The organism is Bacillus sp. Bwzl_19, assembly GCF_054900515.1.
In genome coordinates this window covers 901,622-914,195 of the sequence record NZ_CM142729.1, presented here as the reverse complement: position 1 = coordinate 914,195, position 12,574 = coordinate 901,622, and the positions used below count along the sequence as shown (strand labels likewise).

The window sequence follows — 12,574 nt, the reverse complement described above, 5'->3', positions numbered from 1 at the left end:
TATTTTCACCTCATTCCCTTAATAATAGTTCACAAGATAAAATATTAATAAATGTAAGAAGGTTTGTAAAGAGAAAAGTTTCATTTTTTAAGGATTTTTTTTATGCCGCTTTTTCTCTTTATTTTTAATTAAAAAAAGCCGAGAGGAAGAATCGCAGCCGCACGATTCTTCACTCGGCTTTTTGTTTAATACGATGCTTTGCTTACACCCGCTTCTTCTTTTTGAAAAAAGCTTTTCAGCGCTTGAAATACGTCTGATTTCTGCTTCAGGATGTAATATTTAAATTTATCATCTTTGACATTTTTATAGGCGGACATGAGTGTGGAATGCCTGTTATATTGATTGACCTCACCGTAGCAGAACAGATTCGATTTTTTCATGATGTCATTGACAAGCTTTACGCACCTCGCATTATCCGATGTTAAATTATCTCCGTCTGAGAAATGGAACGGGTAGATGTTGTAGCGCGCGGGATCATATTTTTCATCAATTAATTCAAGAGACTTCCGGTATACGGAGGAGCAGATGGTTCCGCCGCTCTCGCCTTTTGAAAAGAAATCTTCTTCAGACACAACCTTCGCTTCCGTATGATGGGCGATAAATTCGATATCAACCGTTTCATACTTTGTCCGTAAAAATCGTGTCATCCAAAAAAAGAAGCTCCTCGCCATATATTTTTCCCATACGCCCATCGAACCGCTTGTATCCATCATGGCTAATACGACAGCTTTCGATTCCGGCTTCGTCACATCATTCCATGTTTTGTATTTCAAATCTTCCGGATAAATCGGGTAAAACGACGGCTTGCCTGACATGGCGTTTCGTTTATAGGCCGACAGCATCGTCCTTTTCTTATCAATATTCCCTGTCAGTCCGGTTTTCCGGATATCATTGAACTCGATATCGGTATGGACGATATTGTCCCTTTCTTTTTGCTGCAGATTCGGCAGTTCTAATTCCTGAAACAGCGCTTCTTCCAGATCCATCAATGAAACTTCCGCTTCATAATAATCCTCGCCTGCCTGATCGCCGGCTCCCTGGCCTTTTCCGGCCCCCTGCTTTTTATCTGCGCCGTCTCTTGCGACGACATCGCCGACTTCGCTGTCACCGTCACCTTGGCCGACATGTTTGTTTTTATCATAGTTATAACGGATTTTATATTCATCAAGCGAACGAATCGGGATTTTCACGACATCCTTTCCGTTGGACATAATAATGCTTTCCTCAGTGACAAGGTCCGGAAGGTTGTTTTTTATCGCTTCCTGTACTTTCTTTTGGTGGCGCTGCTGGTCGTCAAAGCCTTTGCGATGGAGGGACCAGTCTTCCTCTGAAATCAAAAAATTTCCGCTGTCATTACGGGACATGAATTCCCCTCCTTAACCGTTATGGTCGTTTTACATGTGTATTCCGGCTTGTTCCTGTTTATGAAACAAGTCCGGCGAAAAGATTTATTCTTATCTTATGCCGGACGGACTTTCCAATTGACAAACAATTGCGAAAAACAGACAAAAGAACCCGTCCTTATACGGACGGGCCTTTCATGAATCAAGCATCAGCGGTTTAACAAGCTTCCGACATACTTCAGCAGTTCATTTGCGCTTGTCGAATTATAGCCGTGTTCATCTATTAACCGCGCCACTACCTCATTGACCTTTTTAAGCTGCTGCTCATCCGGCGTTTTGGTTGAAGTCGTAATTTTCACCACATCTTTTAAGTCGGCGAACAGCTTTTTCTGAATCGCTTCCCGGAGTCTTTCATGTGAATTGTAGTCGAAGCGTTTTCCTTTTCTTGCATAGGCCGATATGCGGATTAAAATTTCTTCTCGGAACGCTTTTTTCGCGTTTTCTGAAATGCCGATCTGCTCTTCAATGGATCTCATCAGCTTTTCGTCAGGATTCATTTCTTCTCCCGTCAGCGGATCGCGGAGCTTATTTTTGTTGCAGTACGCTTCCACATTATCTAGATAATTATCCATGAGTGTTTTAGCGGATTCTTCATATGAATAGACAAACGCCTTCTGCACTTCTTTTTTGGCAATGTCATCGTACTCTTTCCGGGCGGCGGAAATAAAATTCATATACCGCTCTTTGTCCTCGGCAGAGATGGAAGGATGCTGGTCAAGTCCTTCTTTTAAGGAACGCAGCACGTCAAGCGAATTGATGGATTCCATATTTTTTCTGATAATTGTTGAGGAAATGCGGTTGATGACATAGCGCGGATCGATTCCGCTCATTCCTTCATCATGGAATTCCTTCTTCATATCCTCCAGATCAACAGAATTGTAACCTTCAACGCTTTCCCCGTCATAGAGCCTCATTTTTTTGACAAGATCAATATCAGACCGGTTCGGTTCCTTCAGCCGGGTTAAAATAGAAAACATCGCAGCCACTTTTAATGTATGGGGGGCGATGTGAACGTCAGAAACATCACTTTCAGAAATCATTTTTTCATAAATCCGTTCTTCCTCGGACACCTTTAAATTATAAGGGACAGGCATCACGATGATTCTGGAATGAAGGGCTTCATTTTTTTTATTGGCAATAAACGAGCGGTACTCCGTTTCGTTCGTATGCGCAACAATCAATTCGTCAGCTGAGATGAGCGCAAACCGCCCGGCTTTGAAATTCCCTTCCTGCGTGAGTGACAGAAGGTGCCACAGAAATTTTTCATCGCATTTCAGCATTTCCTGAAACTCCATCATTCCGCGGTTTGCTTTATTTAATTCCCCGTCAAACCGATAGGCGCGTGGATCTGATTCCGAGCCGTATTCGGCAATCGTTGAAAAATCAATGCTCCCCGTCAAGTCGGCAATATCCTGTGATTTCGGGTCGGACGGACTGAAGGTTCCGATTCCGGTACGCTTATCCTCAGAGAAGAAAATGCGTTCAACCTTTACATCTTCAATTCTGCCGCCGTAATCTTCTTCAAGCCGCATGACATTAAGCGGAGACAGGCTGCCCTCAATTCTGATCCCGTATTCTCTGTAGAAGTCTTCGCGCAGATGATGGGGAATGAGATGGAGAGGATCTTCATGCATCGGGCAGCCTTTAATGGCGTAAACTGCGCCGTTGTCTGTCAATGAGTAGGCTTCAAGCCCTTTTTTCAGCATGGTGACAAGGGTTGATTTCCCGCCGCTGACGGGTCCCATTAATAGCAAAATCCGTTTTCTTACATCGAGCCGCTTGGCAGCCGGGTGAAAGTATTCCTCCACGAGCCGTTCCAGAGATTCTTCAAGGCCGAACAGCTCCCGCGAGAAAAAGCTGTATGTCTTTTTACCGTCATTCTCCTCGATTCCGCTGTCTTTTATCATATTAAAAACGCGAGAATGAGCAGACTGTGCGACCAATGGATTTTCTTTTATGATCTCCAAATAATCAGCGAACGTCCCTTCCCATTTGAGACGCTGCTCTTCCTCTCTGTACTTTTCAATTTTCTTTAATATATCCATAAGAACCTCCTCTATCATGGTTAATGCACTAGAAATAAGGTACTTTGTTACAATCTATGCGGTGATGTGAAATACATGCTTTTCGTTTCTTAAAAATAAAGGCGTTTTAAGGCGGTCATTGACAAGGGTCCGGTGCACCGTTCATAATGAAAGAAATACAGTTTCATCCAGACTCGGACAGCAAATGGAAAAGCAAAGAGGAGGAGAAATGATGAAAACGATCATTTTACTGGGGGTCATTCTCACTTTTTTAGTATCCATTTTTACGGCGGGTTACGACAGCAAGCCTGAAAACGAATAACGGCAAAAAGGGTGCTCCTTATGAAGAGCACCCTTTCCTGTACAACATAACAATGTTTCATATTTGAATGTGTTCTTGGACAGTTGATTTCTCATGTGTTTTACAGCTTGTTCGATACTCGATTTTTCCGATTTTGCACCCCGGGCCGATTTCCACATGCTTCCCTCTGACGATGTCCGCTTTCGTATATTCGAGGTAAACCGTGTCTCCTTCAATCAATTCAGCAGAAAGCATTCCCGCTTTCCGTTTAAGAAGACCGGGTTTCCGTCTGACGGTAATCGATGTGCCGCCGATTTCTTTGACTTTGCTTTGGTCATAACGCAAATGGATGTTTACGTCTCCCGCGTTTAACAATCCCGCCACATTGATACAGCCGGTTACATGAAGCTGCTCCGTCTCGCAATCCCCGCTGACGGTGAGACTGCCTTTTATATGGCACTGCTCTCCCGCAGCACTGCCGGAAATGTCAGCAAGTCCTTTCAGCCTCATTCGGGTGAAACGCATAGAGCCGCCAATTTTCAGCGTGCCGATCACATTTGCGGAACGAGCCGATAAATCTCCTTCAACCTCATGCTCTCCGAAAATTTTCAGCCGATTGGTTTCGGCATCTCCGAGAAAACGCCCTGTACCGAATATCCGGCAGCGTTCGCTTCGAAGTCCTTCGCCGACAGTCCCTTCGCCTTTAATGCTTACATTCTGGTAGGAGCCTCCGGCCGCGTGTCCGGCTCCGTACATTTTTAAATGACTCAATTTTTTTGTTGTTTCCACTGCAGCTCCTCCTATATTTTCACGACTTTGTTTACTGAAGCGGAAGGATCACATGTAAAATCGCCGCTGTATTCCACCGTCTCAATGATGCATCCCGCGCCGATCCGCACAGTTTTCCCGCGTACTGTCTGCGCGTTTGTGTCCGCCAAGTCAATGATGTCACCTTCAATCAGCTCTGCGGTCAGCACCGGAGCCGGCATCAGTTTAAAACGCGTAAGCACGCTTTTTCTGCTCATCACCTTCAAATGGCGGCAGCCGATTTCCTTCACATGGCTCTCACCCGCCGCCAGCTTCATACTGACTTCATCGGCATTCAGCAGGCCGCCGATCTTGCATTTGCCTTCCGAACGGAACGTCTCTGTCTCACAATCGCCTTCGATTCCGACTTTCCCGGATATGAAGATATCATCAGCTTTCACACCGCCGCCGAAAGATGAAAATCCCGCGACGTTCAACCGCTCCGTTTTGACATCACCTTTAATGACACCCGTTCCGTTGATACGGATAGATTCGGCTTCAGCGCTGCCGGAAATTTTCCCCGAACCGCTGATCGTCAGCGTTTGCGTCTTGACATTCCCGTCTGTTTTTCCGCTGCCGTTAAACAGAAGGCTCGTGCACTCGACATCACCCGAGACCGTGCCGCTTCCGTTGATCTCCACCGTATGAAAACGGCCTCCTTTTGAACTTCCTGAACCGTTGATGACTAATTTATCTGTTACGTCCATTGATGGTCCTCCTGCATCCATTTCGTTTTTAATTCTTCTGATGCCGCAGCAAGCGCCACCCGTTCAACCACTTTGACAGATGGTTCAAACAGAATATGTTCAGCGTCTGAGATGAAGCACGTCGTTACGCCGAGTTTTCGGAGCATGACGAGCTCCGTATTTGCTTTCAGCTCGGAATCCTCATACACTTTCAGCACCTCCGCCGCCATTTTCCCTTCGTCAAGATTGATATTGCCTGACTGCAAAAGCCCTTCAAGCACATATAAAGACAGCAGCGCGCGAGCTGTAAATGTCACGCCGCCTTCTCCGTAAACTTGCAGCGCGGCCTTTGAAATCAGCCCTTTTTGAAGCAGCTCCGCAAACGTTATGTTGACATCAGCCATTTGCGGAGACAGCATTTCCCTCATTTCATCCAAAGACAGATTTTCTTTCATTTTCTGTATTTTTGAGATACGTTTTAATATTTCCGCTCTCGGAAAAAATGTTTCCTGGCCTGTAAACGTTGATTTTCGGATAAACCATTCCTCAGGAATTAAATTTTTCCGCTTCCAGCGGTACAGCTGTCCGTATGAGATTGATGTTTCTTCAAGTAATTCTTTTTTAGAAATCAGTTGTTCCTCCATAAATCCAGCTCCTTTGATGAAAACATTGTAACATAACACTGTTACGTTTGTTAAGCCTATAAATATAAAAATGTCATGAACCACGGCTACATAAAAAAACCGCCCCGTATCCGGGCGGTTTTTTCTCAGGTCAAATCTCTGTAATTTTGCTGGCGCAGCGCTTCATAGACAAGAATCGCGGCAGTGTTGGACAGGTTTAATGATCTCACATGCTCGGTCATCGGAAGACGCAGGCAGCGGTCCATATTGTTTTCGATCAATTCTTTCGGAAGTCCGCTCGTTTCTCTGCCGAATACGAAGAAAACATCTTCCTCCGTATTTGAGTAGTCAAACGATGTATGCGGCTTTTGCCCGAATTTTGTAATGAAGAAAAACTTTCCGTTCTCATATGCCTCAAATAATTCGTCCAATGAATCATGATATACGACGTTGACGAACTCCCAGTAATCGAGTCCGGCGCGCTTCAGCATTTTATCATCGGTTGAGAATCCGAGCGGGCGGATCAAATGAAGCGTTGTGTCTGTTGCCGCACAAGTACGTGCGATATTTCCCGTATTGGCCGGGATTTCGGGTTGATATAAAACGACATGTAATGCCACGATGTTCACCTCTGTTTTTTATTCCGCCCACCATTATATCATTAATTACTCTTTTGTCGTATCATCCGTAATATGAAAAAACGCATATCTGATGGAAGGAGTATACGCCGTTGAATCCTCATATGACCAATATCTCATTCTGCTGTCATACGTTTGGGCATTGACAAGCGGCATATTGCTTTTATCTTTTGCGACGACAATCGTCGTATGATTAAAACGGCCGTCTCCTTCAAAATCATAGCAAATCACATCCCCGGGCATCAGTTCTTCGGCGCTTGACACCTGCACCGCGCGAAGACCGGCCTTTGATTGAGCCAGATACATCTTCATGGAATGCGCGACCGTCCAGCTGTAGCTCCATGAACTTTGCTTCATCCACCAGCCTGAGCCTCTGTTCGGATGCCCGCGCATCGGCGCTTTTCCGGCATGCAAACATTGCGAAATAAAATTTGTGCAATTGTCGCTGAAATTTTTATAAGCGGGGTTTCGTTTATTCCAAAACTTTTCCGCGTACTGAACGGCAGCCAGACGGTCGTATTGAAATGCCCTCCCGAAATCTTCCCGTTCACTCCGCTCATATTCGATTACGCTGTTTCCGTCAGAAAATCCAGCCGGTTTTTTCTTTACTTCCCGATCTTTAATCAGCAGCTGATCATAGAGAAATGCAGTCCGTTCCTCAATCTGCTCTTCTAAATAAAGATGTCCGTCCTGCTCCTTGCACAAATATTCGAAATGAATCGTGTACAATACGCATAACGTGCCGTCGTCCTCAAGACTGCTGTTGACAATGACGGCTTTCGCCTTCGCTTTAACGATGTCAACTTTCCGTTTTTCAAGCAGCTCTTTTTTTCTCGTCAGGGCTTCAAGATCGCCGGCCGGTCCATTCTGCCTCATCTCGGTTCCGTTGACTAAATAATGAAGCCGGGCCTCCGCTAAATCTTCAATAATATGCTTCAAGCGCTCCACCCACCATACTTTTTTATAAAGAAAAAACACTTGAACTCCGGCCAAGTGCTTTTTCTCTATACATATGTCAGGACTGGCCGGTTTTAGTCTTATCAGAAACCGATAGCAGTTCCAGTCCCTTTTTAATTTCCTGTATGGCTTCCTCATCCTGCTCTTTATAAAGCGCTTTTTCTAATTCCGCTGCATATTCCTGATCACCGATTTTCCCGATGGCCCAAGCGGCCGTTCCCCTGATGACAGGGCGCGGGTCTTGGTGCATCAAGGTCGTTAATTCAGGAAGAGACGATGCATCTTTGAAATGGGCCAATGCCAAAATGGCATTCCGCTGAATCGGCTTCTTGCCGCGCCATGAGCCTGATACATGTCCGAATTTTTCTTTGAATTCACGGTTGCTTATGGTCAAAAGCGGCTTTAACAGCGGCTTTGCGATTTCCGGGTCGGGCTCCATCTGCGGATGAAGATGAAAATCTTTCCCTTTATTAATCGGACAGACCGTCTGGCACGTGTCACAGCCATACAGACGGTTTCCGATTTTCGTGCGGAACTCATCCGGCAAAAATCCCTTTGTCTGGGTAAGGAATGAAATACAGCGCTGGGCGTTAAGCTGTCCGGGATTGACGAGTGCGCCGGTCGGGCATGCGTCTAAACATTTCGTGCATGAGCCGCACATATCTTCAATCGGCACATCCGGTTCAAAAGGCAGATTTGTGATCATCTCAGCCAGATATACGTAAGAGCCGTATTCAGGTGTGGTGATCATGCAGTTTTTGGCGCTGAAGCCGATTCCCGCCCGTTCAGCCACGGCCCTGTCGGACAATTCTCCTGTATCCACCATTGACTTGGTGCGGATATCTTCATGTTTGCTTTGAAGAAAATTCTCCAGCAGATCAAGCTTTTCCCGCAGAACGTCATGATAATCCTTTCCCCAGGAAGCTCTGCAAAAAATGCCGCGCCGGCCGTCCCTCGTGCTCCTTGGCGCATCTTTCATTTTGGAAGGATAGGCAAGGGCGATGGCGACGATCGATTTGGCTTTCGGCAGAAGCAAAGACGGTGTGACCCGTTTTTCAATATCCGGTTCTTCAAAGCCGGATAAATAGCCGAGTGATTCCTGAAGAATCAGCCGGTCCCTCAGACTGTCGAATGTATCAGCCGTCGTAAACCCGATTTTGTCGACTCCGATGCTTTTGGCGTATTCGATTAATTCCTCTTTCAGTTTATGGATATTCATTTTTTGCACAGCCTCCTTTCTTTGTGATCAGGCTCCAGCCCGGGTATAATAGAGTTTTATCATCCCGGAATGGAGTGAACACAATTGAACATCAGTTTAGATCCTCTTATTGCTGAACGGGTGCCGGGGATCAAAGCGGCAGCCGTATTATATGAACAGATCGAAGTCGGGCCCGCCCCGCAAATGCTGAAAGGCCGCCTCCGTTTATTTCAAGAATCGCTTTACTTTGATTATGCAGACGGCGGCATAGATGAACAGCCTTTTGTGAAAGAATGGGCGCGTATAATGGAACAGCTCAGCCCCGCCTTTTCTGGACAAAAAACGCCGATGGAACTTATGCTCGGCGATATTTCCCGGGAACGATTCGTCGAAAGTGTGAATTCAGCCCATGATACCATACTTTTTTTCTCCTTGAAATATTCATTGCCCATCATGGCGTATGATGCCCCAGACATCGATGAACCGATTTCCATTACGATCGGAGAAAAAGAAGACGTACTGGCCTTCTCCGGCCCGGACGGCGTTTTCGGCAGCCTTACCGGACATATCAATACCCGCCCCGTTACGTCCGATACGAAAAAAATGCTGCAGCTGATCTTTTTCCCGCCTTCGTTTCACGCCGAAGCGGCCGAAGAGCTGTTATCATCCTTAACCAATATGTTTGAACAAATTCACGGAGGCACCCATACCGTCTCTTGGCTTTCATAAAAAGACACGCCTTTCGTGTCTTTTTTCACATAAAAAAACGCAATACTTCGTTTATCAGAGAAACGAAACACTGCGTTAATAACGTATGTATGGAGCGGGTGATGAGAATCGAACTCACGACATCAGCTTGGAAGGCTGAGGTTTTACCACTAAACTACACCCGCATCAAAATTATTTTTTCAGTACCGATTTGATGTTTCTAATGTTACATGTTTATTTATTTTTCGTCAAGGGAATGTTAAAAAATTTGTCGAAAAAAATTCTTTTTTTGTCCACATGTTAAGTTGAGTTTACATTTTGTTAAGAATCTCATACAATATGAAAAAGAAGAAAACTTGAGGTACGTCTGATGATGAAAAATAAAGTAAAAGAGCTGAGAGCCAGATACGGCTATTCTCAGGAAACGCTCGGAAAAGAAGCCGGAGCCACCAGACAGACGATTGCAGCGATTGAAAAAGGAGATTATGTGCCTTCACTCTTATTGGCGCTTAACATCTGCCGGGCTTTCTCCCTGACGATGGAGGAAGTATTCTGGCTGGAGGAGGAGAAAAAATGAGTTTAAAAAGCAAAGCGTGTTTTCACCTTGCTCTCTACGGATTGTCCTGCTGGACGCTGATTTCTTTTATGGAAGCAATACCGCAGATCGCTCAGTTTTTCCAAACGGAAGGGAGCGGTTCATTTGAGCTGAATATCACTCCGTTTCTGCTGTTTTCCGTTTGTGCCGCACTGTATATCTATGCTGAAAAGAAAAAACGGAACGGCAAACAGCACAGGCTTGTGCCCGACGAATTTGAAGAGCAGGATGAGAGAGAACGGATGATGACGGCAAAAGCATGCCGTTCCTCGTATATCGCCGTTTACTTCTCATTACCCGCCGCAGCCGTTCTGCTTTTGTTTTATCCGCTTATTCAGCCGCATCTTCCCTTTTTTCCGATTCTTTTGATTTTCATACTGATGATGATTCAGCATTTGGCTTATGTTTTCACTTTTCATAGGCATGGCAAAAACTCCGGTTCGTAACAGACCCGGAGTTTTTTATATTACCAGCTCGCTTTTTTCACCCCGGGAATCCGGCCTTTATGGGCCAGCTCCCTGAATGCAATTCTGGACAATTTAAATTTCCTCATATATCCGCGGGGCCGACCCGTCACCGCACAGCGGTTATGAAGCCTGGCCGGAGCAGAATCACGCGGCAGTTTGCTCAACGCTTCCCAGTCTCCTTTTGCCTTTAATTCTCTTCTGATGTCCGCATATTGTTCAACAAGCTTCTGCCGCTTGAGTTCTTTGACCGCTTTTGATCTTTTAGCCATTTCAGCACTCCTTTTACAAATCGTAATCATATCGCTTTAATAGTATCATCTGTATGTTTATAAAGCAAGCTTCCGGCATAAAGAAGACGGGCCTCCGCGAAGCCTACTTGTTCAGCTTCACATAATAGAGTAATGCGTCAGAATGGCTGATCAGCATCTTCTTATCTCGTGACATTTTGACGTGCTCTCCTGAATTCTTCACACTCGCGCCAATCAATACTGGTTCCCCATAAGTCACTGACTCGGCAGAGGAAATAAACACGGACGCTCTGTCATCTCCCTGATTCCGGGTAAAAACAGCGTCTGCCGAGACTTTCCCGCTATCATCGGCGATACCGAAACGAACCTTGTCTTTTTCCTGTTTCCCTTTGTCTTCTCGGTCCGTGTAACAGATGAATTGCAATTCTTTTGGTTTATTCGCATCGCCGCTGTAATCTGATTGAATCGGCCCTGCTTTATCCGTCAGTTTTCCGTTTTGGTAATGTTCAATATACATCTGTGCGGCCGCCAAGTCTTTTGTGACACCTGTCACTACTGCCGCTCCGCTTTCTGACGAGGCAATTTCCATTCTGTATTTCTCTGTCTTTGATAAATCAGCTTCTTTTATCTGCATGCCATTGGAATGTCCGCATGCCGTTAATCCTGCCAGCAGACAGCACGCTGCCGCCCAATTGAATACCTTCACCAAAAAACACCTCTTTTTGATGATTGTAACATTATCAGAAAAAAGAGGCATTTGTTTATTCAGACCGTCGCTTTGTTCCCTCTCGCAAAATGGTCGTTGCCCATTGCTTCGCCCAGTCGGTGCTCAAGTTTTTTAGTCCGCTCATTCTGAAACGGCAGAAGCGGAAAAACAAGCTCAGCCAGATAATAAGCTTCTTCCAGATGCGGGTAGCCAGAAAAGATGAACGACTCAATGCCGAGTGCCTGATACTCTAAAATACGATCAGCGACGGTCTGCGGGTCACCGACAAGCGCCGTGCCCGCTCCGCCTCTGACCAGCCCGATGCCGGCCCAGAGATTCGGGCTGATCTCAAGCTTCGTCCGGTCACCGTTATGAAGATCGGCCATCCGTTTTTGTCCTGAAGAATCAGCGCGTCGCAGCGTAGCCTGCGCTTTCGCAATCGTCTCTTCGTCTAAATGGCTGATTAATCGTTCAGCTGCTTCCCATGCCTCTTCTTCTGTCTCCCGGACAATCACGTGAAGCCTGATGCCAAAACGCATCGTCCTTCCTTCTTTGGCGGCCTGTTTTTTAACGGTTTCAATCTTTTCTTTTACCTGCTCCGGCGGCTCCCCCCATGTTAAATACACATCTGTATGTTTCACCGCAGCCTCAATTCCCGCTTGTGATGAACCGCCGAAATATAATGGGGGATGCGGTGTCTGTTTTGGCGAAAACAGCAGATTGCTGTTTTCCACTTTAATATGGTCCCCTTCATATGTCACCGTTTCGCCCCGCATGAGTCCGCGCCAGACGGTCAAAAATTCTTCAGTCGCCTTATAACGTTCATCGTGACTGATAAACATGCCGTCTCCCGCCAGTTCATAAGGGTCTCCGCCCGCTACGACATTTACGAGCAAACGGCCGTCTGAGAGCCGGTCCATTGTCGACGCCATTCTCGCGGCGACAGATGGCTGCATCAATCCCGGGCGGACCGCCACTAAAAATTTTAAATCCCTCGTTTCTCCCGCTAAAGCCGCAGCCGTCAGCCACGGGTCTTCACATGACCTCCCCGTCGGCAAAAGAACCCCCGTATATCCGAGTCTGTCTGCCGCCTGCGCCACTTGCTTAAAATAAAGATGATCCGCCGTTCTACCTCCCGTTTGCGTCCCTAAATACCGGCCGTCTCCATGCGTCGGAATAAACCAAAGAATTTCCATATGAATCTCTCCTTTTT

Annotated in this window: 14 protein-coding genes and 1 tRNA gene; 3 read left to right on the top strand and 12 right to left on the bottom strand. The window is 46.1% G+C overall.

Annotated features, from left to right (window positions below; genetic code table 11):
• Positions 1 to 185: 185 nt before the first annotated feature.
• The 8 genes from yhbH to queG form a co-directional block, all read right to left on the bottom strand.
• Entirely contained in the window at positions 186 to 1,364 is a 1,179-nt protein-coding gene (yhbH, locus tag ACW5MY_RS04810; protein ID WP_014469945.1) for a sporulation protein YhbH, read from the bottom strand.
• Between the two features lie 188 nt (positions 1,365 to 1,552).
• Entirely contained in the window at positions 1,553 to 3,448 is a 1,896-nt protein-coding gene (gene prkA / locus ACW5MY_RS04805; RefSeq protein WP_013351615.1) for a serine/threonine protein kinase PrkA, read from the bottom strand.
• Positions 3,449 to 3,806: 358 nt separating this feature from the next.
• Positions 3,807 to 4,517, bottom strand: a complete 711-nt coding sequence (locus ACW5MY_RS04800; RefSeq protein ID WP_013351614.1) for a hypothetical protein — start codon at positions 4,515 to 4,517, stop codon at positions 3,807 to 3,809.
• An 11-nt stretch (positions 4,518 to 4,528) separates the two neighbouring features.
• Entirely contained in the window at positions 4,529 to 5,242 is a 714-nt protein-coding gene (locus ACW5MY_RS04795; protein WP_013351613.1) for a polymer-forming cytoskeletal protein, read from the bottom strand.
• The gene (locus ACW5MY_RS04790; protein ID WP_013351612.1) at positions 5,233 to 5,865 is read right to left on the bottom strand and encodes a YhbD family protein; all 633 of its coding nucleotides are present in this window, start codon (positions 5,863 to 5,865) and stop codon (positions 5,233 to 5,235) included. Before ACW5MY_RS04790 ends, ACW5MY_RS04795 begins: the two co-directional genes overlap by 10 nt.
• A 125-nt stretch (positions 5,866 to 5,990) precedes the next feature.
• On the bottom strand, positions 5,991 to 6,473 hold the full coding sequence (gene trmL, locus ACW5MY_RS04785) for a tRNA (uridine(34)/cytosine(34)/5-carboxymethylaminomethyluridine(34)-2'-O)-methyltransferase TrmL (protein ID WP_088030492.1): 483 nt from the start codon (positions 6,471 to 6,473) through the stop codon (positions 5,991 to 5,993).
• 36 nt (positions 6,474 to 6,509) lie between these two features.
• Positions 6,510 to 7,421, bottom strand: coding sequence for an amidase domain-containing protein (locus ACW5MY_RS04780; RefSeq protein WP_038463192.1), 912 nt, complete (start codon positions 7,419 to 7,421; stop codon positions 6,510 to 6,512).
• Positions 7,422 to 7,497: 76 nt separating this feature from the next.
• Positions 7,498 to 8,658, bottom strand: a complete 1,161-nt coding sequence (queG, locus tag ACW5MY_RS04775; protein ID WP_289394233.1) for a tRNA epoxyqueuosine(34) reductase QueG — start codon at positions 8,656 to 8,658, stop codon at positions 7,498 to 7,500.
• Positions 8,659 to 8,742: 84 nt separating this feature from the next.
• On the opposite strand from queG, the gene ACW5MY_RS04770 reads away from it, so the two are divergent.
• The gene (locus tag ACW5MY_RS04770; RefSeq protein WP_013351608.1) at positions 8,743 to 9,366 is read left to right on the top strand and encodes a hypothetical protein; all 624 of its coding nucleotides are present in this window, start codon (positions 8,743 to 8,745) and stop codon (positions 9,364 to 9,366) included.
• Positions 9,367 to 9,456: 90 nt separating this feature from the next.
• Here the strand turns inward: ACW5MY_RS04770 and ACW5MY_RS04765 are convergent.
• Positions 9,457 to 9,530, bottom strand: a tRNA-Gly gene (locus ACW5MY_RS04765).
• A 188-nt stretch (positions 9,531 to 9,718) separates the two neighbouring features.
• On the opposite strand from ACW5MY_RS04765, the gene ACW5MY_RS04760 reads away from it, so the two are divergent.
• Both ACW5MY_RS04760 and ACW5MY_RS04755 read left to right on the top strand, forming a co-directional pair.
• Positions 9,719 to 9,922 (top strand): helix-turn-helix transcriptional regulator, encoded by a 204-nt coding sequence (locus ACW5MY_RS04760; protein ID WP_014469942.1) that lies wholly within the window; start codon positions 9,719 to 9,721, stop codon positions 9,920 to 9,922.
• Positions 9,919 to 10,386: a hypothetical protein gene (locus ACW5MY_RS04755; RefSeq protein WP_013351606.1), complete on the top strand. Its 468-nt coding sequence runs from the start codon at positions 9,919 to 9,921 to the stop codon at positions 10,384 to 10,386. The genes ACW5MY_RS04760 and ACW5MY_RS04755 overlap by 4 nt, the downstream gene beginning before the upstream one ends.
• 20 nt (positions 10,387 to 10,406) lie before the next feature.
• On the opposite strand, the gene rpsN is transcribed toward ACW5MY_RS04755, so the two are convergent.
• The 3 genes from rpsN to ssuD form a co-directional block, all read right to left on the bottom strand.
• Positions 10,407 to 10,676 carry a 30S ribosomal protein S14 gene (gene rpsN / locus ACW5MY_RS04750; RefSeq protein WP_013351605.1) on the bottom strand — a complete coding sequence of 90 codons (270 nt, stop codon included), beginning with the start codon at positions 10,674 to 10,676 and terminating at the stop codon, positions 10,407 to 10,409.
• Between the two features lie 103 nt (positions 10,677 to 10,779).
• Positions 10,780 to 11,361 carry a hypothetical protein gene (locus tag ACW5MY_RS04745; RefSeq protein WP_013351604.1) on the bottom strand — a complete coding sequence of 194 codons (582 nt, stop codon included), beginning with the start codon at positions 11,359 to 11,361 and terminating at the stop codon, positions 10,780 to 10,782.
• Between the two features lie 59 nt (positions 11,362 to 11,420).
• Positions 11,421 to 12,557 carry an FMNH2-dependent alkanesulfonate monooxygenase gene (gene ssuD, locus ACW5MY_RS04740; RefSeq protein WP_289394232.1) on the bottom strand — a complete coding sequence of 379 codons (1,137 nt, stop codon included), beginning with the start codon at positions 12,555 to 12,557 and terminating at the stop codon, positions 11,421 to 11,423.
• Positions 12,558 to 12,574 lie beyond the last annotated feature (17 nt).